At 56.0% G+C, this 25,532-nt stretch carries 20 protein-coding genes, 1 pseudogene and 1 riboswitch; of the genes and pseudogenes, 8 read left to right on the forward strand and 13 right to left on the reverse strand.

The features are described 5' to 3' along the window. Positions 1-31: 31 nt before the first annotated feature. Together L466_RS23620 and L466_RS13600 are read left to right on the forward strand one after the other, a co-directional pair. Positions 32-1,152, forward strand: a pseudogene (locus tag L466_RS23620) (IS3 family transposase). A gap of 167 nt (positions 1,153-1,319) precedes the next feature. Next, positions 1,320-1,520 (forward strand): hypothetical protein, encoded by a 201-nt coding sequence (locus L466_RS13600; protein ID WP_020883232.1) that lies wholly within the window; start codon positions 1,320-1,322, stop codon positions 1,518-1,520. 8 nt (positions 1,521-1,528) lie between these two features. On the opposite strand, the gene L466_RS13595 is transcribed toward L466_RS13600, so the two are convergent. After that, a complete protein-coding gene (locus L466_RS13595) occupies positions 1,529-2,161 on the reverse strand; it encodes a hypothetical protein (RefSeq protein ID WP_020883233.1) in 633 nt (210 codons plus the stop codon). A 186-nt stretch (positions 2,162-2,347) separates the two neighbouring features. Continuing rightward, positions 2,348-2,444, forward strand: a riboswitch (TPP riboswitch). A gap of 35 nt (positions 2,445-2,479) precedes the next feature. On the opposite strand from L466_RS13595, the gene thiM reads away from it, so the two are divergent. Genes thiM through L466_RS13580 form a run of 3 tightly spaced genes read left to right on the forward strand, consistent with a single transcriptional unit; the run spans position 2,480 to position 4,836 of the window. Further along, complete coding sequence (gene thiM, locus L466_RS13590) at positions 2,480-3,250, forward strand: hydroxyethylthiazole kinase (protein ID WP_032680614.1); 771 nt, start codon at positions 2,480-2,482, stop codon at positions 3,248-3,250. Beyond that, positions 3,247-4,047, forward strand: coding sequence for a bifunctional hydroxymethylpyrimidine kinase/phosphomethylpyrimidine kinase (gene thiD, locus L466_RS13585; protein ID WP_032680615.1), 801 nt, complete (start codon positions 3,247-3,249; stop codon positions 4,045-4,047). Before thiM ends, thiD begins: the two co-directional genes overlap by 4 nt. A 42-nt stretch (positions 4,048-4,089) precedes the next feature. Next, the gene (locus tag L466_RS13580) at positions 4,090-4,836 is read left to right on the forward strand and encodes a GntR family transcriptional regulator (protein WP_014170861.1); all 747 of its coding nucleotides are present in this window, start codon (positions 4,090-4,092) and stop codon (positions 4,834-4,836) included. Here L466_RS13580 and L466_RS13575 read toward each other — a convergent pair. The 3 genes from L466_RS13575 to L466_RS13565 are packed head-to-tail and all read right to left on the reverse strand — an operon-like array spanning position 4,810 to position 8,038. Beyond that, positions 4,810-5,763 (reverse strand): PfkB family carbohydrate kinase, encoded by a 954-nt coding sequence (locus L466_RS13575; protein ID WP_032680616.1) that lies wholly within the window; start codon positions 5,761-5,763, stop codon positions 4,810-4,812. The genes L466_RS13580 and L466_RS13575 overlap by 27 nt on opposite strands. After that, positions 5,760-6,764 carry an ADP-ribosylglycohydrolase family protein gene (locus L466_RS13570; RefSeq protein WP_032680617.1) on the reverse strand — a complete coding sequence of 335 codons (1,005 nt, stop codon included), beginning with the start codon at positions 6,762-6,764 and terminating at the stop codon, positions 5,760-5,762. The genes L466_RS13575 and L466_RS13570 overlap by 4 nt, the downstream gene beginning before the upstream one ends. Next, complete coding sequence (locus L466_RS13565; RefSeq protein ID WP_020883238.1) at positions 6,761-8,038, reverse strand: nucleoside permease; 1,278 nt, start codon at positions 8,036-8,038, stop codon at positions 6,761-6,763. Before L466_RS13565 ends, L466_RS13570 begins: the two co-directional genes overlap by 4 nt. Before the next feature lie 251 nt (positions 8,039-8,289). On the opposite strand from L466_RS13565, the gene fbaB reads away from it, so the two are divergent. Beyond that, complete coding sequence (gene fbaB, locus L466_RS13560) at positions 8,290-9,342, forward strand: class I fructose-bisphosphate aldolase (RefSeq protein WP_014170857.1); 1,053 nt, start codon at positions 8,290-8,292, stop codon at positions 9,340-9,342. 54 nt (positions 9,343-9,396) lie between these two features. Here fbaB and yegS read toward each other — a convergent pair whose 3' ends face one another. The 9 genes from yegS to L466_RS13515 all read right to left on the reverse strand — a co-directional run bounded on the left by yegS (position 9,397) and on the right by L466_RS13515 (position 23,472). After that, entirely contained in the window at positions 9,397-10,296 is a 900-nt protein-coding gene (gene yegS / locus L466_RS13555) for a lipid kinase YegS (RefSeq protein ID WP_014170856.1), read from the reverse strand. 248 nt (positions 10,297-10,544) lie between these two features. After that, on the reverse strand, positions 10,545-11,906 hold the full coding sequence (gene yegQ, locus L466_RS13550) for a prephenate-dependent tRNA uridine(34) hydroxylase TrhP (protein ID WP_032680618.1): 1,362 nt from the start codon (positions 11,904-11,906) through the stop codon (positions 10,545-10,547). 154 nt (positions 11,907-12,060) lie between these two features. Further along, positions 12,061-12,393, reverse strand: coding sequence for a YegP family protein (locus L466_RS13545; RefSeq protein WP_014170853.1), 333 nt, complete (start codon positions 12,391-12,393; stop codon positions 12,061-12,063). 135 nt (positions 12,394-12,528) lie between these two features. Then, positions 12,529-13,251: an envelope stress response regulator BaeR gene (gene baeR, locus L466_RS13540; RefSeq protein WP_014170852.1), complete on the reverse strand. Its 723-nt coding sequence runs from the start codon at positions 13,249-13,251 to the stop codon at positions 12,529-12,531. Next, complete coding sequence (baeS, locus tag L466_RS13535) at positions 13,248-14,651, reverse strand: envelope stress sensor histidine kinase BaeS (protein ID WP_032680619.1); 1,404 nt, start codon at positions 14,649-14,651, stop codon at positions 13,248-13,250. Before baeS ends, baeR begins: the two co-directional genes overlap by 4 nt. Next, positions 14,648-16,063, reverse strand: a complete 1,416-nt coding sequence (locus tag L466_RS13530) for an MFS transporter (protein WP_014170850.1) — start codon at positions 16,061-16,063, stop codon at positions 14,648-14,650. The genes baeS and L466_RS13530 overlap by 4 nt, the downstream gene beginning before the upstream one ends. Continuing rightward, positions 16,064-19,141, reverse strand: coding sequence for a multidrug efflux RND transporter permease subunit MdtC (gene mdtC / locus L466_RS13525; RefSeq protein ID WP_032680620.1), 3,078 nt, complete (start codon positions 19,139-19,141; stop codon positions 16,064-16,066). It abuts the gene before it with no gap. After that, a complete protein-coding gene (locus tag L466_RS13520; protein ID WP_032680621.1) occupies positions 19,142-22,264 on the reverse strand; it encodes an MdtB/MuxB family multidrug efflux RND transporter permease subunit in 3,123 nt (1,040 codons plus the stop codon). After that, positions 22,264-23,472 carry an MdtA/MuxA family multidrug efflux RND transporter periplasmic adaptor subunit gene (locus L466_RS13515; RefSeq protein ID WP_020883246.1) on the reverse strand — a complete coding sequence of 403 codons (1,209 nt, stop codon included), beginning with the start codon at positions 23,470-23,472 and terminating at the stop codon, positions 22,264-22,266. The genes L466_RS13520 and L466_RS13515 overlap by 1 nt, the downstream gene beginning before the upstream one ends. A 729-nt stretch (positions 23,473-24,201) precedes the next feature. Here L466_RS13515 and L466_RS13510 point away from each other — a divergent pair. Together L466_RS13510 and L466_RS13505 are read left to right on the forward strand one after the other, a co-directional pair. After that, positions 24,202-24,786 carry a common pilus major fimbrillin subunit EcpA gene (locus L466_RS13510; protein ID WP_020883247.1) on the forward strand — a complete coding sequence of 195 codons (585 nt, stop codon included), beginning with the start codon at positions 24,202-24,204 and terminating at the stop codon, positions 24,784-24,786. A gap of 51 nt (positions 24,787-24,837) precedes the next feature. After that, the gene (locus tag L466_RS13505; protein WP_032680622.1) at positions 24,838-25,515 is read left to right on the forward strand and encodes an EcpB family pilus assembly chaperone; all 678 of its coding nucleotides are present in this window, start codon (positions 24,838-24,840) and stop codon (positions 25,513-25,515) included. Positions 25,516-25,532: the final 17 nt, after the last annotated feature.

Here is a 25,532-nt window from a genome sequence, read left to right on the forward strand (position 1 = left end):
ATGTCTTCATAAGCCACATGAGGACATCCCTATGAAGAAGCGATTTTCCGACGAACAGATCATCAGTATTCTCCGCGAGGCAGAAGCCGGTGTTTCAGCCCGGGAACTCTGCCGCAAGCATGCCATTTCAGACGCCACCTTTTACACCTGGCGCAAGAAGTTCGGCGGCATGGAGGTCCCCGAGGTGAAGCGGCTCAAGTCGCTTGAAGAGGATAACGCTCGTCTCAAGAAGCTGCTCGCTGAAGCCATGCTGGATAAGGAGGCGCTTCAGGTGGCTCTGGGCCGAAAGTTCTGACGACAGACCAGAAGCGGGAAGCCGTGGAGGCCATGTGTGAGGCAACGGGTCTGTCGCAACGCCGTGCCTGCAGGCTGGCCGGTCTGTCACTTTCAACCTGCCGTTATCCGGCCCAGCGTCCGGCTGCTGACGTGCAACTGTCTCTACGCATCACAGAACTGGCACTTGAACGCAGGCGATTTGGTTACCGGCGTATCTGGCAGTTATTGCGACGGGAGGGCCTTCACGTCAACCACAAGCAGGTTTACCGCATCTATCACCTTAACGGTCTGGGTGTAAAACGCAGGCGCCGCCGTAAGGGTCTGGCGACTGAACGGCTTCCGCTTCTTCGCCCGGATGCGCCGAACCTGACCTGGTAGATGGATTTTGTCATGGATGCACTTGCCAGCGGCCGCCGGATTAAGTGCCTGACCTGTGTGGATGATTTTACGAAGGAGTGTCTGACGATCACCGCCGCTTTCGGGATTTCAGGTGTTCAGGTCGCGCGTATTCTGGACAGCATTGCGCTGTTTCGAGGATATCCTGCGACGATAAGAACCGATCAGGGCCCGGAATTTACCTGCCGCGCGCTGGATCAATGGGCCTTTGAACATAGTGTTGAGTTGCGCTTAATCCAGCCGGGCAAGCCAACTCAGAACGGATTTATTGAGAGTTTAAACGGTCGCTTTCGGGATGAATGCCTGAATGAGCACTGGTTCAGCGATGTTCTTCATGCCCGGAAAATCATTAATGAGTGGCGACAGGACTATAACGAGTCCAGACCTCATTCATCGCTGAATTACCAGACGCCATCTGAATTTGCAGCAGGCTGGCGAAACGGAAAACATGAAGAAAAATCAACCGACATTACTAACTGAAGGTTGTATCTAATACAGGGGGCAGGTCATTGCCTGTGGTGTATCGTCCGGATTTCACTACACGACTGACGAACGACGCAGCATAAGACAGCGGATTTTGGGGCTGACTATTTGGCCCCACCGTGAAGAATGGCCTGAAAAGGCGAGGCAAAGAAGAGGTGATTACTATGAAAATTCAATTTCAGACTAACAACGGCTTCCCGTTGCTGACAGTTGCAGACGAGCGCGTTTTAGATTTTCTGAACGTTAGCGCCGTGTGTCGGTTCCTGAAGGTTCCGCGCTCCTCATTCATGATGGACGTTGAACAAAACGGGCTTGAGAAGGCTATTAGTGAAGCGTTGTTGAAATTGAGAAAGAATAAAACATGAGAGCCGGGTTAATCCCGGCTTTTTTTGTTAACTTTGCTGAAGTCAAACAAATCATCGAACTTAATAATATCTATCCCGGCGATAGCGTAATTAACGCCTTTCATCCGTTCACCATGTTCATCATAAAGATTACGAATTGTCTCGAATTCCTCCGCTGTTATCTGCTCTTTAAGCAAGGCCTGCATGATGAGGTTTACTAATTTTGATATAGCTATTTGCGTTTCACCAGCAGAGTGTAGAAGAGCGTTGAATGGTTCCCAGGCTGGTTGTTTAATGGCAACGTTATAGTGACGAACTTTGACGAAACAGCTACCAATACAAAAGGTGTTTTCCGCCATATCTCTCAAGGAACCTTGAATCTGATAGTAGCTTTCTTGATCTACTTTTTGACCAGTCTTTGCGAGCGTGTCGATAAATGTCATTATGCGTGTAAGGTCAAAACGCATACGATTATAACGGCCCCTCGTAGCATCAATCTCATCTTTAAGCGCTATTGCAGAGGCGAAAGCTTGCTCCATTTTTCTCGTCTTCACAATCTCCTGAAGTTTAACCCCTCCGAAGATGACGCCGCCAACCACACTCAACGCTGTTACAGCATTCGAAGCGATAGAGATAATGTTATCCCATGCTTGTAAATCCATCACGACCTCTTTTTTTTATGCGGTAGTTGACGACATAAGAGCATTCTACATGGCACACATTGTGTCACTCAACCTGTCACACATAGACCAAAAGGGCCGCTTTTGCCGTTTACAAGACTTCCCGCTGGCATTACTATCCTGATCAGGGATTAATGAGGAGCATTAATCGCAAGCTTTTGATTTTTTTTATTTGACTCGGGGTGCCCTTCTTTGTGAAGGCTGAGAAATACCCGTATTACCTGATCTGGATAATGCCAGCGTAGGGAAGTCAGATGCCTTCCCGGTCATCGCTTCTTCACGCACGGCAGGAGCGATACCATGCAGCCTGACCTGCTCGATTTACACGTTTTACATCAGTTTCGAACCCGTTCCCCGCTTACCCACTGTATGACCAACGATGTGGTACAGACCTTTACGGCCAATGTGTTACTGGCGCTTGGCGCTTCTCCGGCTATGGTGATTGAAGCCGAAGAGGCCGAGCAGTTTGCCGCGCTCGCAGATGCCCTGCTGATTAACGTCGGGACGCTGACGGCGCCGCGCGCCCAGTCGATGCGCCGGGCGATTGAGAGTGCAGTGGCAGCAGGGAAACCCTGGACGTTTGACCCGGTTGCCGTAGGGGCGCTGACGTTCCGCACCCGTTTTTGCCACCAAATCCTCGCCCTGAAACCGGCGGCCATTCGCGGCAATGCCTCGGAAATTCTCGCCCTTGCCGGGATGAGTGCGGGCGGGCGCGGCGTCGATACCACCGACACGGCGGCGGCTGCGCTGCCTGCCGCGCAGGCGCTGGCTCGCCAGACGAATGCCATTGTGGTGGTCACCGGTGAACGGGATTACGTCACCGACGGGCAGCGCACCCGCACGGTAGTGGGCGGTGACCCGATAATGACCCGCGTGGTGGGAACGGGATGCGCGCTCTCGGCAGTCGTGGCGGCGAGCTGCTCGCTTCCCGGTGACCGGCTGGATAACATCGCCGCCGCTTGCGGATGGATGAAACGTGCCGGAACGGCGGCCGTCGCCCGGTCTAGTGGTCCCGGCAGTTTTGCCAGCGCGTTCCTCGACGCGCTCTACACTCTGGAGGAACGGGTATGAAACGGATTAACGCCCTTACCATTGCCGGTACCGACCCAAGCGGCGGCGCGGGCATTCAGGCTGATTTGAAAACTTTCTCCGCACTCGGGGCGTACGGCTGCTCGGTGATTACCGCGCTGGTGGCGCAAAATACGCGTGGCGTGCAGTCGGTTTACCGCATTGAGCCGGACTTTGTCGCCGCACAGCTGGATTCGGTTTTCAGCGATGTGCGAATCGACACCACCAAGATTGGGATGCTGGCCGAGACCGACATTGTTGAAGCGGTGGCAGAACGGCTTCAACGTTACCAGGTGCAAAACGTGGTGCTGGATACCGTGATGCTGGCAAAAAGCGGTGACCCGCTGCTGTCCGCCTCCGCCGTCGAGACGCTGCGAAATAAGCTGCTGCCGCAGGTTGCGCTTATCACGCCAAATCTGCCTGAAGCCGCTGCGCTGCTGGATGCGTCGCACGCGCAGAATGAGCGCGAAATGAAAGAGCAGGGGAATGCGCTCCTGGCGATGGGCTGCGGCGCCGTGCTGATGAAAGGTGGTCATCTTGATGATGAAGAAAGCCCTGACTGGTTGTTTACCCACGACGGTGCGCTGCGTTTCACGGCCCCGCGGGTACAGACCAAAAACACCCACGGGACCGGCTGCACACTCTCTGCCGCGCTGGCGGCTTTGCGCCCCCGTCGTGACAACTGGGGGGATACGGTCCGCGACGCTAAAATCTGGCTCTCTGAAGCGCTGGCAAAAGCCGATACTCTCGAGGTTGGTCACGGTATTGGTCCGGTACACCATTTTCATGCCTGGTGGTAAGCCGTATACTGGCAACACACACCAGGCCTGAGAAAAACAGAGATGGAACAAGCGCATACCCGGTTAATCGACCAACTGAATGAACGCATTGCCGCCCCGGACAACACGCCGCTGTATCTGAAATTTGCCGAAACGGTAAAAAACGCGGTACGCAACGGGGTGCTGGAGCATGGGAATATACTGCCCGGCGAGCGCGATCTCAGTCAGTTAACCGGCGTGTCGCGCATTACCGTGCGCAAAGCGATGCAGGCTCTGGAAGCCGAGGGCGTAGTGACGCGCGCCCGCGGCTACGGGACGCAAATCAATAACATCTTTGAATACTCGCTCAAGGAAGCGCGCGGTTTTTCTCAGCAGGTGGTGCTGCGCGGCAAAAAGCCCAACACGCTGTGGGTGAATAAACGGGTGGTGAAATGCCCGGAAGAGGTGGCCAGCCAGCTGTCAGTACCGCCGGAGAGCGAGGTCTTTTTGCTTAAGCGCATCCGCTATGTGGATGATGACGCCGTATCGATTGAGGAGTCCTGGGTGCCGGTAGGGTTGATTCACGATCCGGATGCAATTGGGATTTCCCTGTATGACTACTTCCGTAGCCAGAATATCTTCCCGCAACGCACCCGCTCACGCGTCAGTGCCCGCATGCCGGACAGCGAGTTTCAGACGCATATCCGCATGGATGACAAAATCCCGGTGCTGGTGATCAAGCAGGTTGCACTTGATCAGCAGAACCGGCCCATTGAGTTCAGCATCAGCTACTGCCGTAGCGATTTATACGTCTTTGTGTGCGAGGAGTAACGCCTCGCGCCCTGGCGCGCAGTCGCCGCCGCGGTGGCTAACGACCCAGGCTGCCACTGCATTGCCAAGCGTAACGGCATCAGCCAGCGACCATCCTGCCGCCAGCCCGGCAAGCGTGCCACCGGCGTGGCTGTCGCCCGCACCGATCGTGTCGACGACGGTTGCGGGAAACGCCGGAACGTAGCCCGATTTATCACCCTCATACCAGGCGGCACCGTCTTTATCGTGGCGAATAATCAGCGCAGAACCAAAACGCTGTAGCCACTGCGGGCCGAGTGTTTCAGCTTCCATGCCAAATCGTCCCGCTGCCATCTCGGCTTCCTGGCGATTAAGCGATACCATCGGCTTACAGGCCATGATCCGCGCCATCAGCGCATCAGGAATATCGGCAATGCGCGGCCCAAAGTCGATAAACGCGGTAATGTTTTCCAGGCCTTCCAGCCAGGCCGTCAGACGCTCTCCGCACGGTGACGCCAGCTGATAGCCTGAGAGGTAGACCAGGCTTTCAGACGGCACGTGCAGCGCATCCAGCCAGCGCTGTTGCCACTGGTTCTCCACGCCGCTAAACGACATAAAGGTCCGCTCACCGTCCGGTTCGACCAGCGCCAGACACCAGCCGTTGTCGCCCGTTTCTACTTCGATGACGCTGTGCAGATCCTGTTTGGCCATGGCGTTACGGATGATGTCTGCCCACACTCCGTGACCGACAGGGAGCGCGTTTTGCGCGGCGATCCCGAGCCGTTTCAGCGCAATAGCAATATTCAGCGCACAGCCGCCGATATTGACACCCTGTTGTTTGAGTTCGATATCACACCCGCGCCAGGGCAGGGCATAGGCGTCGGCGATCACGTCGATGACCGCAGCACCCAACACCGTGACCGGGCGAGTGGCGTGCAGTGTTTCAAGGCGTGCAGCAAAAGCACTCATACGCCCTCCCTTTGCTCCCGGAAGTGCAGCAGTTTTTCACAGTAGTGGTTAAAGTCGAGGCGGTTTACGGCGTCGAGTTCCTCCTTGTACGCCGGGTCAATCGCCTGTACGCCGTGAAGCGCACCGCAGATTGCCGTCGCCATCGCGCCGATGGTGTCCGTATCACCGCCGAGGTTGGCGCACAAAATGGCGCAGCGGTTCGGGTCGGTGCCTGCCAGTTCGACCATCGCAATCGCCGCTGGAACCGACTCAAGCGTGCTGGTGCCCGCGCCAATAAGCTGGTAAACCTGCTCGCTGGCGGAATCGATGCCGTTGGCTTCACGCACGGTCTTAAGGGCGAGCTCAATCCGTGCCGCCAGCGATGCGCTGAAGGTGGTTGTTTTCGCTTCCTGTGCGTAGCGGGCAATGCCTGGCAGGGCATCGACGATGTTCTGCCAGCGTTCACCGTCAATGGCACGCGACACCGCCCAGGCTATCACCACCGCGCCGGCAATCGCGAGGTCGGATTTATGGGTCGGGCTTGAGGCCAGCGCCACCTCTGCGACAAAGTGCTCCAGACGCGTGGCCGGCAGCAGGCAGCCCAGCGGAGAGGCGCGCATCGCCGCACCGTTGGTGACGCCGTTGTTTTCCAGTTCACTGACCGGCTTGCCGTCACGAATGGCGTTAAGCGCAATCTTCGATGTCGGACCTAACACATTCTTGTTAAACGCATCGAACGACTCCGCCCAGTGCAGAATATGTTTGCCGATAACATCCGCGTTGACCTGCCCGTCGCATTCGATAATCGCATCCGCCAGGCATAACGCCATTGACGTATCGTCGGTGAATTCTGCCTGCTTAAAATAGCAGGCGGCGTTATTTTCAGCCGGTCCGGGTAAAAAACGGTCGATCCAGCCGAAGTGCGCTTTGACGCGCTTTCTCGGCCAAAGCTCCGACGGCATGCCCATCGCATCCCCTAACGCTTGCCCGTAAAGGGCACCGAGAACACGTTCTTGTTTCATTTAACTTCCCCTCGTGTCAGCGCGGTATCGCCTTCAACCACCTCAATTGCGGTGATCTCTTTGTCCGATTCGCGGAAAAACAGCATAAACAGCACGGCGATCACGGCAATCATGATCCCTCCGAATGCCCACATTCCGGCCCAGTTGAAGGTCAACCCATTCACCGGCTCTTTGTATGCGAACATTTTTTCCATCATCACGCCGCCCAGGCGGTAACCTAACAGGCTACCAAACCCCTGACAGCACAGCGTAATCAGGCCTTGTGCGGCGGTGCGCATATGCACCGGCGCTTTTTTATCCACGTAGATATACGCGGTCACATAGTAGAAGTCGTAGCTCACGCCATGCAGCAGAATGCCGAGGAACAGCAGGGCATAGGTGAAGTACTGATCGGCACCACCGTAAACAAAGAAGCCATAGCGGATGGCGGCGGTGAGCAGGCCCAGCAGCAAGACCTTCTTAATACCAAAGCGTTTGGTGAAGAACGGCAGCGCCAGCATAAAGAAGATTTCGGAGAACTGGCCGAGCGTCATCCAGCCGGTGGCGTTTTTCATCCCCACTTCGGTGAGATAGCCGTTAGCAAAGATGTAATAGAAGGCCAGCGGCATCGCGAACAGGAATGAGCAGAAGAAGAACACCAGGAAGTTTTTATCGCGCAGCAGGATCAGCGCATCCAGCCCCAGCATGACTTTGAAATCCATCTTGCCGGTACTCTTCGGCGGGGTGTTCGGCAGGAACAGCGCAAAGACACCGAGCAGCGCGGAGCTGCCCGCCGTCATCAGCAGCGGAATATTGGTATCGGAAATGTCGTTATAGCCCATCATCTGCGGCAGGAAACCGCACGCCAGTCCTGAGGCGATCCAGCCGAGGGTGCCCATCACGCGGATACGCGGGAAATCAGCCTCCACATCATCCACATTGGCGAAGGCAATACTGTTGGTCAGCGCAATGGTCGGCATATAGGTCAGGGAGTAAATCAGCAGCAGCGGGAAAAAGGTGCTGAACTGGGTTTGCTGTGCGGCGAAGTACATCACGATGGCACCGGCGAACATCAGTACGGCCAGTACTTTCTGCGCAGCGAAAAAGCGGTCGGTCAGTGAACCCACCAGAATGGGGGAGAGGATCGCGGCAATCGCGGTACAGGCATAAGACCAGCCAATTTCCCCGGCGGTAAAACCGCTTTTGCTCAGCCACAGCCACAGCGGTACAAACCACGCGCCCCAGATAAACCATTCAACAAACATCATGAATGACAGTTGGACTTTCGTTTTCATTGTTTAATCCTGCATGTCAGAGAGGGTACGCCTTTAACATACCACTTAATAATACCTTTTAAATACCTTTGCGGTGATTGTTTGATCAATGTAACAGTTTTGTTGTACACGAATCGAGCCAGCAGATTGTGCTGAAAAAAAATGCAAATGGTGGAAAATCTGTTAAGTCAGTACCAGGCTTAGTCTGCCCATAACGCTATGGGTCTGGATAAACACTCACCGACATTACGTCGGGCTTACGGGAGCATCACATGACTGATATTGCGCAGTTGCTTGGCAAAGACGCCGACAGCCTTTTACAGCATCGTTGTATGACCATTCCAGCCGACCAGCTTTATCTGCCTGGCCATGATTACGTCGACCGCGTGATGGTTGATAACAACCGTCCGCCTGCGGTACTGCGAAATATGCAGACCCTCTATAATACCGGGCGACTGGGGGGAACCGGGTATCTTTCTATTCTGCCGGTTGACCAGGGCGTTGAGCACTCCGCGGGCGCCTCCTTTGCGGCGAACCCGCTGTATTTCGATCCGAAGAACATCGTCGAACTGGCGATAGAAGCGGGCTGTAACTGCGTGGCGTCCACCTATGGCGTACTGGCCTCCGTATCGCGTCGCTATGCCCACCGTATTCCATTCCTCGTCAAACTGAATCACAACGAAACCCTGAGCTACCCGACCGAATACGATCAGACGCTTTACGCCAGCGTAGAGCAGGCGTTCAATATGGGTGCGGTCGCGGTTGGGGCGACGATCTACTTTGGTTCTGAGCAGTCGCGTCGCCAGATTGAAGAAATTTCTGCTGCCTTCGAACGCGCGCATGAGCTGGGTATGGTCACCGTTCTGTGGGCGTATCTGCGTAACTCCGCATTCAAGAAAGACGGAGTGGACTACCACGTTTCTGCCGACCTGACCGGCCAGGCGAACCATCTGGCGGCGACCATTGGCGCGGATATCGTGAAGCAGAAGATGGCGGAAAATAACGGCGGTTATAAAGCGGTAAACTTCGGTTACACCGATGACCGGGTCTACAGCAAACTGACCAGCGAAAACCCTATCGACCTGGTGCGTTATCAGCTGGCGAACTGCTATATGGGACGTGCCGGGTTAATTAACTCCGGTGGTGCGGCGGGTGGCGACACCGATCTCTCCGATGCGGTGCGCACGGCGGTTATCAATAAGCGCGCGGGCGGTATGGGGCTGATCCTGGGCCGTAAGGCGTTTAAAAAATCGATGGCGGACGGCGTGAAGCTGATCAATGCCGTGCAGGATGTGTACCTGGACAGCAAAGTGACTATCGCTTAAGACTTTTTGTAAAACGCTGGCCGGGTCAGGCGTTACCGCCGCCCGGCCACACTGTCAACGCAGAAGCTGGCAGTCCGGTGGCAGCCGGCACTGTAGCGCGCCCGGTAACACCTCAATGCGGAACTGCTTCCCGCTCAGCGGCTCCCCGTCAAGATTAAACGTCATGCCGTGTGGGGCATTCACTTCAAACCACGCGGATTTACCGGCAATAATATTCGGGCTCTCTTCTGGCTGGGTCAGGGTGGTAAACAGCGCAGGCAGCAGGCCATCACCCGTGAAAATACGCAGCTGTAACTGACCATCATTGATCAGCGCCTCCGGGCATAACTGCTGTCCGCCACCGGCCTGACGGCCATTGCCGATACCAATCACCAGCGCATCACCCTGCCACTGAAAGTTCTCGCCGTGAATCTCACAGCGGTCCGGCTTCAGGGTATCCATGCGCATCAGGCCGTGGATCAGATACGAGACGCCGCCCAGCGCTGCCTTCAGTTTTTCAGGGGTTTCGCTGGTAATGCGCGTCCCGAATCCACCGGTCGCCATATTAATAAAACAGGTTTTTTCATTCACCTGAGCAATATCCACGGCGGTGGCTTTGCCGAGGATAGCCAGCTGCAAGGCTTTTCCCAGCTCTTCGGGGATGCCGGCGCTGGTGGCGAAATCGTTGGCCGTACCGAGCGGCAAAATGCCCATCACCGGGCGGTCGGTTGCGGGAAGATCTATCAGAGCGCCAGCAATTTCATTAATGGTGCCATCGCCCCCGCCAGAAATAATGGTTTCGACCCCGAGCTTCAGGCCTTCGTCGATATAGCGTGCCGCATCACCTTTTTCCCACGTCACTCGTACGTGTATACGTGCACCGTCTTCACGCAAATCCGTCACTGCCTGGCGCAACAAATCGTTGCCCGCACTTTTGCCATTGAGAATCAATAAACTGTCTGGATAGATTGCCATCCGCGCTGCTCCCTTTTTTAGCGTTAGTAAGAGTGTATAGCAGGGAGGAAAAAAGCGGGTAAGAACAGGATGAAAGGCAAAAAATAAGCCCGCGTAAGGGAGATTACGCAGGCTAAGGAGGTGGTTCCTGGTACAGCTAGCATTTATGGGTTATGTTTTTCAGCGGGGGGATAATACCCGTATTGAACGAAGCGGTATGTGATCCGATTCTAAGAATTATCCCAGCGCGAAAAAATTTCCCTGCTTGATTATTTACTGTGCGGGTTACGGGTACTTTCACCGTTGAAATTACGCATCAGCAGCGCAAACTCCAGCTCCACTTCTTCGGGTACCGGCAGCCAGACGGTATGGCCGTTGCCTGGCGCCACGTCAATTGCTTCGCCTTTACCGTTTTCCAGATGTTCCAGGGTGAAGTTCATGTTGCCCTGCGGGGTCATTAACTCCAGGCTGTCGCCTTTGGTGAATTTGTTCTTGACCGCAACGGCGGCCAGCGCACCTTTGCGCTCACCGGTAAAATCACCGACAAACTGCTGGCGCTCGGAAACGGAATAGCCGTGTTCGTAGTTCTGGTAATCGTCATGGGTGTGACGACGCAGGAAGCCTTCGGTATAACCGCGATGCGCCAGGCCTTCCAGGGTTTCCAGCAGGCTGGTATCGAACGGCTTGCCGGCAGCGGCATCGTCGATGGCTTTACGGTACACCTGAGCAGTACGCGCGCAGTAGTAGTAGGACTTGGTACGGCCTTCAATTTTCAGGGAATGCACGCCCATCTGCGTCAGACGCTCAACGTGCGCAATCGCACGCAGGTCTTTGGAGTTCATGATGTAAGTGCCATGCTCGTCTTCAAAGGCGGTCATGTACTCACCCGGACGTTTGGCCTCTTCAATCATGAACACGCTGTCAGTTGGCGCGCCGATGCCTAAGGTTGGCTCCACGTTGGTCACCGGGATAGGCTCATGTTTGTGGACGATATTGCCGATGTCGTCTTCTTTGCCTTCCTCAACGTTATATTCCCAGCGGCAGGCGTTGGTGCAGGTACCCTGGTTCGGGTCACGCTTGTTGATGTATCCCGAGAGCAGGCAACGACCGGAGTAGGCCATGCACAGCGCGCCGTGAACGAAGATTTCGATTTCCATATCCGGCACCTGCGTGCGGATCTCTTCAATCTCTTCCAGCGAAAGTTCACGAGACAGAATGACGCGGGTCAGCCCCATCTGTTTCCAGAATTTCACCGTTGCCCAGTTAACGGCGTTGGCCTGAACGGAGAGGTGAATATCCATCTCCGGGAAGTTCTCCCGAACCAGCATAATTAAACCCGGGTCCGACATGATCAGTGCGTCCGGTCCCATATCAACCACCGGCTTCAGATCGCGAATGAACGTTTTCAGCTTGGCGTTATGCGGCGCAATGTTGACCACCACGTAGAATTTTTTGCCCAGGGCATGTGCTTCGTTAATGCCGAGCTGCAGGTTCTCGTGGTTGAATTCATTGTTACGCACGCGCAGTGAGTAGCGCGGCTGGCCAGCATAGACGGCGTCAGCACCATAGGCGAAAGCGTAACGCATATTTTGCAGCGTTCCCGCCGGGGAAAGGAGTTCCGGTTTAAACATGTTTGTTCTCGTTCTGATGACAGGTCAGATCCGCATGCACCAGGTGCAGCGGTAAGGGGAGATCCCCCACTTTAAGGGCGGGCATTGTAGCGCTGAGGGACAGGGAGGTAAAGCGCCGGGTCGTACCATCGCTAACCCGGCCGGAGGCGTGTCGTCAGGTATTGTCTTTTACCGTCTGGCTTGAACCGTTAGTTTTGACCGACGCGATGCCTTTATCTCGCGACTGTTCCGAGGCATACATCTGGCTGCTGCCAATAACCTGATGATTCCCGGCCTTCAGATTGAAGTGGAATTTACCGTTGGTGGCCACTTTCTTCTCATAACGTTCATCAGAAGGGCTATTGGTGCGAACGGAGGCGATACCGTTTTCGGCGGAATTTTTGGTGGTGTAAAGCTCACTGGTCAGGATCGTTTCTCCGTTTCCTGCTTTGAGAACAAACCTGAACTGACCATCACTGCTTTTGTTTAACTCGAACCAACCAGACATAGGAACTCCTTGAACGAAGTGGAATTATCTGCACCAGTTATCAATAAGCGAACCGGTAATGTGAGTATGGTTGATTCTTCGTTGCTTTCCAGAAATGAAAAACCCGCCAGCAGGCGGGTTCGGTAAACTAAATGCTCAGGCTATCCTGCAGGCATCGGCTTCCCATCGGTATCCCACGCCATACACCGCGCGGATAAATGACTGCTCCGCATCGAGCGCTTCCAGCTTGCGGCGCAGGTTTTTAATATGGCTGTCGATGGTACGGTCAGTCACGACGCGGTAATCATCATACAGACGGTTCAGCAGTTGCTCGCGGGAGAAGACCTTCCCCGGCTCGTGGGAGAGGGTTTTCAACAGGCGGAATTCGGCGGGGGTGAGATCCAGCAGCTTGCCGCGCCAGCTCGCCTGGAAACGGCTTTCATCGACGATAAGTGGGCTTTCCGCGTCCAGTACCTGCAGTTCACGATGGGGCTTACAGCGGCGCAGAATGGTTTTTACGCGCGCGACCACTTCACGCGGGCTGTATGGCTTGCAGATGTAATCATCCGCGCCAATTTCGAGGCCCAGCAGGCGGTCGATCTCTTCGATTTTCGCCGTCACCATCACCACCGGCACGTCTGAGAAGCGACGAATTTCCCGGCACAGGGTCAGGCCATCGGTTCCGGGGAGCATCAGATCCAGCAGGATCAGGTCCGGCGGCGTCTGGCGCACATAAGGCAGCACCTGATCGCCATGGCTGATAAGCGTGGGGGCATAGCTTGCCGCGCGTAAATAGTCGATCAGTAACTGCCCGAGCTTCGGCTCGTCTTCGACAATCAAAATGCGTGGCGTGTTTTCGTCAATCGGTAACTCGGTCATGCTTCTCTCGATAAATCCCGTTCCAGAGGTAACTCTACTGTAATGCTTACCCCGCCAAAAGGCGAATGGGCGGCGCGGATCGTGCCATTATGGGCCTCGACGATGTTTACGCAAATCGCCAGTCCCAGACCGGACCCGCCGCTGGCGCGATTGCGGGAGCCTTCGGTGCGATAAAATCGCTCAAACAGTTTTTCCAGCTGTGCATCCTGCACGCCGGGGGCGGAATCCGCAAAGGTCAGGGCAAAATGCACGTTTTCTTGTTTGCCGGAAATATGCAGGCCACCGCCGCTGTCGGTGTAGCGCAGGCTATTTTCCAGCAGATTGTTGAACAGCTGCATCAGGCGGTCTTTGTCGCCAAACACCACGGCGCTGTCAGGCAGTGAGAGATCGATTTTCAGGTTGCGGCTGGCGAAACGCTCGCGGAAGGCACCGCTTACCACCTCCAGCACGTTTATCACATCGACGGGTGCTTTCTGATAGGCCAGCGCGCCTTCGTCCGACATGGAGAGCTGGTGGAGGTCATCGACCAGTTTGGTCAGCGTGCCCACTTCCGCCTGCAGCGAGGCCACCGATTCGGGAGTGAACTGACGCACGCCGTCCTGAATAGCTTCCAGCTCGCCGCGCAGCACCGCCAGCGGCGTGCGGAGTTCATGGGAAATATCGGCCATAAAATCGCGTCGCATCTGCTGGTTTTTTTCCAGGGTGCTGGCGAGCTGGTTAAAGTCCTGCGCCAGCTTGCCGAGTTCGTCCTGGCTACGGGTATCGACGCGGGTGGAGAAATCCCCGGCGGCCAGCTTATGCGTCCCTTCCACCAGCCGTTTAACCGGCGCGAGCAGACCGCGGGCCAGCGGGAAGGTCGCGAGCGCGGCCAGCAGGGTGGAGAGCGCGACAATCAACCAGCTGGTGCGGCGCTGCTGGCGATCAAAGTTGATATCGGTGTTGCGCGTCAGGCGTTCAACCGGCGAGGCGATCACCCAGCCTACGGTGGCGTTATTCACTGTGATCGCCCGCTTTGTGCCATCTGGCGGAATGGGCGCGCGCGGGCCAACCAGTACGCGCATATCCTGGTCTATCACCCAGAACTGGGTGCGCCAGCCGTGCGGCGGCATCCCGGGCCCCGGGCGATCGTCACCGGTATCATGCTCAAGCGAGCGCAGGATCTGGAATACGAAGCGGTCGTTATTGCGCAGAAAACGCCAGTTACCGTGCAGGGCATACTGATCGCTCAGCGCATCGCTCAGCCCCTGTAAACGCTGTTCATTACCATGCTTGATGTAATCAATAAAACCCCGTTCGAAACTGACCCGCACGGCCCAGTGCATGGTGACCAGCAGCACGATACAGGTGGCAAATATCGCCACAAAGAGTTTACCGGTAATGCCCGGACGCCAGAATTTCATGGTGCACTCCTTTTGCCGTGTCGGATAACGACGTTCTTACGGGTATCATCCGGCACTCTGGCGAAGATGAACGCGGGCAGGGCGATAATCACCGCCATGCTGAGATAGGTATACAAAAAGACCTGATGGGCGACCGGCGTGTCGACGCTGAGATGATGCTGTCCGTACATGCCGAGCAGTAAACCGGCAAGGGTCACCCCTACGCTCATGGAGAGCTGCATGATCATCGACAGCAGGCTGTTTCCGCTGCTCGCCAGGTCATCCGGGAGTGCTTTTAACGTCAGGGTATTCATTGACGAAAAGCGCACAGAGTTAATTATGCCCTGACAGAACAGCACCAGCGGCAGCGCGTAGTACCAGCCCAGCAGCGCCACGGCCATAAACAGCAGGCTCACCAGGGCCAACCCAAGCGTCGCGGCAACCAGAACGTGGCGATAACCAAAACGGTTAACCACCTGCACCACGATACGTTTCATTCCCATGCTGCCAAGTACCATCGGGATCATCATCAACCCGGCGTGAAACGGTGAAAATCCCATTCCAATCTGCAAAAAGACCGGCGTCATAAAGGGCAACATGCCGCTGCCGACGCGCCCGGCAAAGCTCCCGAACAGGCCCAGACGATAGGTGGGGTTTTTAAACAGATCGAGCGTGAACAACGCGCTCTCGTTACCTCTGGCATGCCAGAGATACCACAGGATAGCGGTAATGCCGAGCGCCACCAGAAGGCCAAGCGTCAGGGCGGAAATCCCGAGGCCTTTTTGGCCATCAAGCGCGAGGGTGAGCATCGCCATCCCCGCTGCCAGCAGGATAAAGCCCAGGAAATCGAAGCGCCGGGTCTGCATGGTGTAGTTAGGCATCAGCATCAGGGTGGCAATCGCGCCGATGATGCCCACCGGCAGGTTGATTAAGAAGATCCAGTGCCAGGAGGCATACTCCACCAGCACTCCACCCAGCGCCGGGCCAAGCAGCGGGCCGACCTGGCCGGGCAGGGTGACGAAGGTCATCGCGGCCATATACTGCTCGCGGGGCACAATCTTCATCACCGTCAGCCGCCCGACAGGCACCATCATCGCCCCGCCAATGCCCTGTAACGCGCGGGCCATCACCAGTTGATCCAGCGTATTCGCCTGGGCGCAAAACAGCGAGCCTGTGGTAAACAGCACGATGGCGGTGAAAAAGATATTCCGCACGCCCACTTTGTCCGCCAGCCAGCCGCTGGCCGGAAGCATAACGGCCACCGTTAATACATAGGAGACAATCACCATATGCATATGCAGCGGACTCTCCCCCAGGCTTTTTGCCATCGAGGGGAGGGCGGTATTGACGATGGTTGTATCCAGCGACTGCATAAAGAAGCCGAAGGCGACAATCCACAGCTGCCAGCGCACGTGACGTGGGAGGTCGGTCATTTATTCGGTTACCGTCGTTCTGTTTTTACGCGAAAAACGCACCCGCAGGCGGTCAAAGAACAGATAGACCACCGGCGTGGTGTAGAGCGTCAGCAGCTGGCTCATCACCAGCCCCCCGACAATGGTGATCCCCAGCGGCTGGCGCAATTCTGAGCCGTCGCCGCCGGAAATCACCAGCGGCAGCGCGCCAAACAGCGCCGCCAGCGTGGTCATCATGATCGGGCGAAAACGCAGCAGACAGGCCTGGAATATGGCCTCTTCTGGCGTCAGGTTGCCATTTCGCTGGGCGTCCAGCGCGAAGTCCACCATCATAATGGCGTTTTTCTTCACGATGCCAATTAACAGCATGATACCAATCAGCGCAATCAGGCTGAAGGGTGCGCCGAACAGCTCCAGCGCCAGCAGCGCCCCGACGCCCGCCGACGGCAGCGTGGAGAGAATGGTCAGCGGATGGACGTAGCTTTCATAAAGCACGCCCAGCACGATATAGACCGTCGCAATGGCGGCCAGAATCAAAATCACCTGCGAATTCATCGTCTCCTGGAACACCTGCGCGGTACCGGCAAAACTGCCGCGTACCGTGGACGGCACGCCAAGCTGGGTCATCGCACGGTTGATCGCATCGCTGGCCTCAGAGAGGGACGAACCGGCTGGCAGGTTAAAGGAGAGGGTCGATGCCGCCGAAAGGCCCTGGTGGTTCACCGACAGCGGCGCGTTCGCCGGCTGCCAGCTGGCAAAGTAAGAGAGCGGGATCGCCTTACCGTCGTTATTAATCACAAACATGTTGTCCAGCGCGCTGATGTCCTGGGTGTAACGTGGGTCCACCTCCATCACCACCTTGTATTGGTTCATGGGCTGGTAGATGGTGGAAATCTCACGCTGGCCGAAGGCATTGTTCAGCAGGCTGTTGGCGGCATCGACGTTAATCCCCAGACGTGACATGGTTTCACGATTGTAGGTTAGCGCCATTTCTGCGCCGTTGTCCTGCTGATCGGAGTTAACGTCCGCCAGCTGTGGCAGGGCGGCCAGCGCCTTGCGGATCTTAGGCTCCCACTCGCGCAGGGCGGCTAAATCGTCAGAGAGTAACGTGTACTGATAGCTGGCGTTAGCCTGACGCCCGCCGACGCGGATATCCTGAACGGCCATCAAAAACAGATTAGCGCCCGGCTCTTTGGCGAGCTTCACGCGCAGGCGGTCGATAACCTGCTGGGCGGTTTCATTGCGCTCGTCACGCGGCTTCAGGGTGATAAACATCATCCCGCTGTTCACCCGCGAACCGCCGGTAAAGCCGGTTACGTTATCTACCGCTTTATCTTCGCGGATGATCTTCATAAAGTCCTGCAGCTTGCCGCGCATGGCCTGAAACGAAATACTCTGGTCTGCCTGGATCCCGCCCATCAGCACCCCGGTGTCCTGCTCCGGGAAGAAGGTTTTGGGGATAGTAATGTACATCCAGACGTTGAGCACGATGGTGCCAATCAGCACCAGGCCGACGATGCGCGTATGCCTCAGCACCCACTTCAGGGACTTGCCATAGCTTTCCTGCATCGCCAGCAGGAAGCGACCAAACCCCTTACGGCGCGGCTGAGAGTGGGGCTTGCTGCGTTTTAACATCCAGCCGCACATCATCGGCGTGAGCGTGAGGGACACGATCAATGAAATACCGATGGCGACCGAGAGCGTGACGGCAAATTCCCGTAACAGCCGGCCAGGGAGGCCGCCCATCAGCAGTAACGGCAGGAACACCGCCACCAGCGACAGGCTCATCGACAGTACCGTAAAGCCCACTTCACGCGTTCCCTGCAGCGCGGCCTGCAGCGGTTTCATCCCCGCCTCCAGATGGCGCGAGATGTTCTCCAGCACCACAATGGCGTCATCCACGACGAAGCCGGTGGCAATCGTCAGCGCCATCAGCGACAGGTTGTTAAGGCTAAATCCGCACAGGTACATCGCCGCGAAAGTCCCTATCAGCGAGACAGGCACTGCCACCGCGGGGATCAGCGTGGCCCGGCCTGAACGCAGAAACAGGAAGACCACCAGAATCACCAGCGCAACGGAGATCACAAGCGTCTGCTCCACCTCTTCAAGCGAGGCGCGAATGGTGGGGGAACGATCCTGGGCAATCTGCAGATCGATCGCCGCCGGGATGGTCTGCTGGAGTTCCGGCAATCTCGCGCGGATACCGTTCACCGTCTCAATAATGTTGGCTTCCGGCAGTTTGCGGATCATCAGCAAAATGGCCGGTTTGGCGTTGGTCATCCCGGCGTTACGCACGTCCTGCACCGAGTCGGTGACGCTCGCGACATCGCTCAGGCGCACCGCCGCACCGTTGTTGTAGTGAATGATCAACGGCTGGTATTCCGCAGCGGTTTTCAGCTCATCGTTAGTCTGGATCTGCCAGCGGTGGCTACTGTTCTCAATGGCCCCCTGCGGTTTGCGCACGTTTGCATTGCTGATGGCGGAGCGCACATCGTCCAGTGAAACACCCTGGTTAAACAGCGCCTGCGGGTTTAAGCCCACGCGCACGGCGGGCAGAGAGCTTCCGCCAACGCTGACATCACCCACGCCGTTAATCTGGGCGAGGGTCTGCGCCAGTTGGGTGGAGGCGAAATCGTACAGTTGCCCCTGCGAATAGGTGTCCGAGGTAAGCGTCAGGATCATGATCGGCGCATCGGACGGGTTCGCTTTACGGTATGTCGGACGGCCCGGCATCCCGCTCGGTAGCAGGTTCTGCGCGGCGTTGATCGCCGCCTGCACATCGCGCGCGGCGCCGTTAATATCCCGGTCGAAGCTGAATTCCAGAATGATACGCGTGCTGCCAAGCGAGCTGCTGGAGGTCATCTCGTTGACCCCGGCAATTCGCCCGAGTGAACGTTCCAGCGGTGTGGCAACCGACGAGGCCATGGTTTCCGGTGATGCACCGGGCAGCGAGGCGCTGACCATGATCACCGGGAAATCCACCTGCGGCAGCGGGGCCACCGGCAGCAGCCGGAAGCCCAGGACGCCGCACAGGGTGATGGCGAGTGAGAGTAAAATCGTCGCCACCGGGCGATAAATGAAGAGGGCGAAAAACTTCATTTACGCCTCCTCTTCACGTTTCGGGAAGCGGCTTTTCGTCCACAGCGCCAGACGGTCAAACAGCAGATAAATGACCGGCGTGGTGAACAGGGTCAGGACCTGGCTAACTAGCAGGCCACCGACCATACCAATCCCCAGCGGACGACGCAGCTCGGCACCAACACCGGTACTGAGCATCAGCGGCAGGGCACCTAGCAGGGCGGCGAGCGTGGTCATCAGGATCGGGCGAAAACGCAGCAGGCAGGCCTGGAAAATTGCCTCGCGCGGCGACATCCCCTGCTCGCGCTCGGCGGCAAGGGCAAAGTCGATCATCATGATGGCGTTTTTCTTCACGATCCCGATAAGCAGGATGATCCCAATGATGGCAATCACGTCCAGCTCGCTCCCCGCCAGCATCAATGCCAGCAGTGCCCCCACGCCCGCCGTTGGCAGGGTGGAGAGGATGGTAATAGGGTGAATAAAGCTTTCATACAGCACACCGAGCACGATATACATCGCCACCACGGCCGCGACAATCAGCCAGATGGTGTTGCCCAGCGCGGCCTGGAACGCCAGCGTGCTGCCCTGGAACTGGGTCTGAATATCGGACGGGAAGTTCAGCGTCTTCTCTGCGGCCAGAATGGACTCCACCGCTTCGCCCAGCGAATAACCGTCCGGTACGTTAAACGAGATGGTGGTGGACGGGAACTGATCCAGATGGTTAATCGACAGCGGTGTGTAGCGCTCTTCCACCGTCGCGATGGCGCTGAGGGGCACGATGCCCCCGTCTTTGCTGGTCAGGCGCACCGAATCGAGCGCGGCCAGGCCGGGCGTGTTTTCCGTGTTGTGTTCCAGCACCACGCGATACTGATTCGCCTGGGTATAGATGGTGGAGATCAGACGCTGACCGAATGCGTTATACAGCGCATTATCCACGTCGGCCATGGTGATCCCAAGCCGGCTGGCGGTATCGCGGTTGACGTTCACATACGCCGCCAGCCCTTTGTCCTGCCAGTCGCTGCTGACGTCCGAGAGCTGCGGCAGGGCGTTGAGTTTATCCACCAGTTGCGGTACCCAGGTGGTGAGCGCATCAAGGGTGGTGGCCTGCAGCGTGAACTGGTACTGGGTACGGCTCACCTGGGTATCGATGGTTAAATCCTGAATCGGCTGGAGGTACAGCTCAATACCCGGGACGCGCGCTACGGCAGTTTGCAGGCGGTCGATTACCGTCTGCACGCGGTCGTCGCGATCGTCAAGCGGTTTAAGGTTGATCTGCAGGCGGGCACTGTTCAGCGACGGGTTGGTGCCATCGACACCGACATACGAGGTCAGGCTCTCTACTGCCGGATCTTTCATGATGATCTCTGACACCTGCTGCTGACGCTGCGCCATGTTAGCGAAGGAGACCGTCTGCGGTGCCTGAAGCGTGCCCTGGATAATGCCATTGTCCTGAATCGGGAAGAAGCCTTTCGGGATGAAAATCCACAGCATAACGCTGAGCGCCAGCGTACCAAGCGCCACGCCAAGGGTTGCCCATGGATGGTTAAGCACTTTCGCCAGCACCCGTCCGTAAGCGGCAATAATGCGTTCGAACATCCGCTCAGAGGCGCGCGAGAAGCGGTTTTGCTTGCGCAGGGAGGCGTGGCTCAGCATACGGGCGCACATCATTGGCGTGAGGGTCAGTGACACCACGGCGGAAATCAGAATGGCGACGGCCAGCGTCACGGCAAATTCGCGGAACAAACGCCCGACGATATCGCCCATAAACAGCAGTGGGATCAGTACCGCAATCAGTGAGAAGGTGAGGGAGATAATGGTAAAGCCGATCTCGCCCGCCCCTTTCAGCGCCGCGGCTAACGGTTTTTCACCTTTTTCGATATAGCGCGAGATGTTCTCGATAACAACGATAGCGTCATCGACCACAAAGCCGGTGGCAATGGTAAGGGCCATCAGCGTCAGGTTGTTTATCGAAAAATCGAGGAACACCATGACGGCAAATGTTCCCACCAGTGAGAGCGGCACGGCGACGGCAGGAATGAGGGTTGCCGGGACGTTACGCAGGAACAGGTAGATGATCATTACCACCAGCGCAATCGCCAGCATCAGTTCAAACTGGGTGTCAGTCACGGACGCGCGAATATTGGTGGTCCGGTCAGACAGCACTTTCACGCTAACTGACCTGGGCAGGCTTTCAATCAGCTGCGGCAGCATAGTGCGAATGCTGTCTGCGGTTTCAATGATATTGGCACCCGGCTGGCGCTGGACGTTCATCACGATTGCCTGCTGTTTGTTGGCCCAGGCGCCGAGCCAGCTATTTTCCGCACCTTGCTCAACGGTTGCCACATCGCCCAGACGCACCGGCGCACCGTTCTGGTACGCGACGATCAACTGTCGATATTCATCCGCGGACTGCATTTGATCGTTCGCCGAAAGGGTCACGGCCCGGGTTGGGCCATCAAGCGAGCCTTTCGCCGAGTTGACGTTGGCGTTACTGATGGCGCTGCGGATGGTTTCGCTGGTGAGGCCCAGCGCGGCAATGGCCTGGGCATTGAGCTTCACGCGCACCGCCGGACGTTGACCCCCGGCAAGCGTAACCAGCCCCACGCCAGAGACCTGTGAAATTTTCTGTGCCACGCGCGTTTCGACCATGTCTTCGACCTGAGTCATCGGCATGGCGGAGGAGGTGACGGCGAGCGTCATGATCGGCGGATCCGCCGGGTTTACTTTGCTGTAGACCGGTGGATTGGGCAGGTCCGATGGCAGCAGGTTGGTGGCTGCGTTAATCGCGGCCTGTACTTCCTGTTCGGCAACGTCGAGTGAGAGCGTAAGCTGGAACTGCAGCGTCACCACGGATGCTCCGCCGGAGCTTTGCGAGGACATTTGCTTCAGGCCAGACATCTGACCAAACTGGCGCTCCAGCGGCGCGGTGATGGCCGACGTCACCACATCCGGGCTCGCACCCGGATAAAGTGTGACCACCTGGATGGTGGGATAATCCACTTCCGGCAGCGCCGAGACGGGCAGGAAGCGATAGCCAATAATCCCGGCCAGCAGGATTGCCACCATTAACAGCGTGGTGGCAACAGGGCGCAGAATAAACAGGCGTGAAGGCCCACCTGTAGAGCTCGGTGGCATAACCTGCATCAGGAAGTCGCTCCCTGCTTAGCAGGCTGTTGCTGGCCTTCTACCACTTCGACTTTCGCCCCCTCGGTGAGACGATCAATGCCGTCGGTAACCACGCGGTCACCTGCGGAAAGGCCGGCGCTGATCACCACCGTCTGGCTGTCCTGAATGCCGGTTTTCACCAGATGCTTGCTGACGTTATTCTCGCTGTTAAGCACCCAGACAAAATTCCCTTCGTTGCCCATCTGCAGCGCCGCCGTCGGGATAACGACCGCATTTTCTTGTGTCGCGACCAGCATCCGCGCATTCACGAACTGATTCGGGAAAAGCGCATCATCCTGATTGTTAAAGCGGGCTTTTAACTTGATGGTGCCGGTGGTGGTGTCAATCTGGTTATCCAGACTGAGCAGGGTGCCTTCGCTCAATTTTTGCTTGTTGGTGCGATCCCAGGCCTCCACAACCAGCCCTTTGCCGGCTTTTTGCGCCTGAACCACGGTTGCGATGTCGCTCTCCGGCAGGGTAAAGACTAAATCGACAGGATGCGTCTGGGTGATGACCACGATACCGGTGGTATCGCCGCTGGAAATCTGGTTGCCAATATCAACCTGCTTCAGACCGACGCGGCCGTCAATCGGGGCGGTGATGCGGCTCCAGTCGAGCTGTAACTGTGCGCTGGCCACGGCGGCTTCGTCAGCTTTAAGGGTGCCCAGCGCTTCGCTGACCAGAGACTGCTGCGTATCCAGTTCCTGACGCGATACCAGGTTGGTTTTCACCAGTTGCTGGTAGCGTGCCAAATCGCGTCGGGCGTTCGCGAGCGTGGCCTTGTCTTTCGCGAGCTGGCCCTGCGCCTGCGCGAGGGTGACTTTAAACTGGCTTGGGTCAATTTCTGCCAGTAAGTCCCCGGCTTTAACCTGCTGGCCTTCCTGGAAGTGAAGCGCCATCAGTTGCCCGTCCACACGGCTGCGAACCGTAACGGTGTTGGCGGCGGTAATGGTTCCCAGCCCGGAGAGATAACGGGGCACCGCTTTATTTACCGCAGTAGCCGCCTGAACGGGAGCCAGCGCACCGCCGCGCATGCCGTGACGTCCGCCACTCGCGGGACGCTGTGATGGGCTGCTGGCACCTGCGGAAGTGTCAGAAGAGTGATTGTGCCAGAACCAGGCGGCGGCAAGAGCCACCACAATGATGCCAGCGGCGATTGCCCAGCGGGATTTGTTACTGCCTTTCATCGTTATACGTTCTCAGCCTGAATACTTCGGGGAATGATACTAGTTTAGTCAGGCAACACGGCAGAAAAATGGAGGAAATATGGAAGACTGTCTGGATTTGTCTGATTGGCAGGGGGAGGGGCGCGGCGTGAGACGGCCTTCAAATCGGATCAATTGCCAGTGCATAATTTACCAGGAATATTCCCTGCCACCTGAAATATTCTTATTATTTATCTGCCGGGTGAGAAACGGAGAAAGATAACAATTGGTTTTATTATTTAATTTGTCTTTAGGAAAATTTCATTATTCATCATGTAAGGATCGGAATATTCTCTGATATACCAATATTTTTCATCTTGTTATCAAATCATTAACAAACTAATGATTTTTTGCAATGTGACGTATTTATTTGATTTGAAATATGTTTTTGTTATTCCCTTCAATGCACCACTTTTGATTTGTATCAAAAAGCTAAAACAGTTCAAATTGCCTAAAATTGCGATAATTATAGATTTTTATTTTAAAAATGTTATTTAAATGGTTTTATGTTTTTATTTAAGCGATCTCGTCATGAATGATTATGAGAAAAATCCTAACAGCGGAGGGTTTTTTCGTCATTCGCTTGGTTGTCCTGAAACATAATTCAAATAATACTTTTTTGGCGCGGTAAATCCCGTTCGCATTTAAATGGAGCTTCCAGGTTATTTATTAAATGGCACCTGGCAGTACGTTTGTTCTCAGGAGATGAAAATGAAAAAATTATTACTGGTGGCCTCTCTGGTTTCTGTATTTGCTGCTGCAAATGCTATGGCTGATGTTACGGCATCTGCCACCGCATCATGGGATGCAACGGCCACGAAAGATACAACCAGCCTGCTGGTCGTGACCCCATTGAACTCGCTGACGTTCCAGTATGCAGAGGGCCTGAATGGGTTTAACACTCAGGATGGCGCTTTTGATGTGACGATTCAGGGACAGGAAAGTGCAACCGATTTTGAACTGACTGCTCAGGTCATCAGCAATACGCTGACCAATGCAAGCGGTGATGCATCTACCCTGAATGTGGGCGTGGCATGGAATGGTCAGGCGCTGTCTAACTCTGCCGAAACCGTTCTGGTGAATGCGGCTTCCACTTCAGGTCTGGAAAGCCTGCTGGCCGATGGCGCCTATAACGGCGCTGAGCGTGTAAGCGATCAGTCCAGCTTCAAATTCTCCATCGCTTCAGCGACTTCAGACGGTTCGACTGCTGTAACTGACTATTCTGCGCTGCCGGATGGTTACTGGACGGGTGACGTAAAAGTTCAGTTCAATGCAACCTGGACCACTCCAGCGTAATGAATATTAATTCGGGAGAGGCTCTCTCCCGAATTTCTCAGGAATGCACTGATGAAGAAATATTTGCCACTCGCAGCGCTGGCAGGGATGGCTATATCCTTTTCCAGTCTGGCGATTAATGTGGGTGATATCACGTCGATAATGACGGCCGATCAAAACGCGTTATCAAAAGAAATTATCAACACCACTGATTCCGCCCGCTATGTGAGCGTTACCGTAAAAAGGCTCTCTTCACCGCTGCCTGACGGAACAGAAATGCAATTTGAAACGTCGGGAGAATTACTTTCTACACCGGCGAGCCTTATTTTACCCGGTGAGGCGAAAGATGTTTTTCGCTTTTTCTATAAGGGCCCTGAAGATGACAAAGAACGTTATTACCGGCTGCAGTGGGTTGACGAACCCGTAAGCGAAAGCGCATCGACTAAGGCTGGCAAAGCCGCGATTGCGACGGCGTCGGCAGAAATCGGGACAATTCTGGTCGTGGCGCCACGCAAGGAACGATTTGAATACGGTCGTGACGGGGATGTCATCACCAACAAAGGCAACGTCTCGTTTCGGGTCATTGCTTACGGAGCCTGCAAAGAGGCGTCACAGGATCGGGGACGCGGGTGTCGCGAGCGTTATTACGTCATGCCAGGTACAAAAATAAGATTGCAGAAAAGCGATGTGTCAAACAGTCGCACCCGCATTGGGATTTGGCATGGCAAGCAATTTATTACAGTGAAGTAATACACGGCGTCATTTCC

The sequence above is a fragment of the Enterobacter sp. BIDMC 30 genome (assembly GCF_000534355.1).
GTDB lineage: Bacteria > Pseudomonadota > Gammaproteobacteria > Enterobacterales > Enterobacteriaceae > Enterobacter > Enterobacter ludwigii.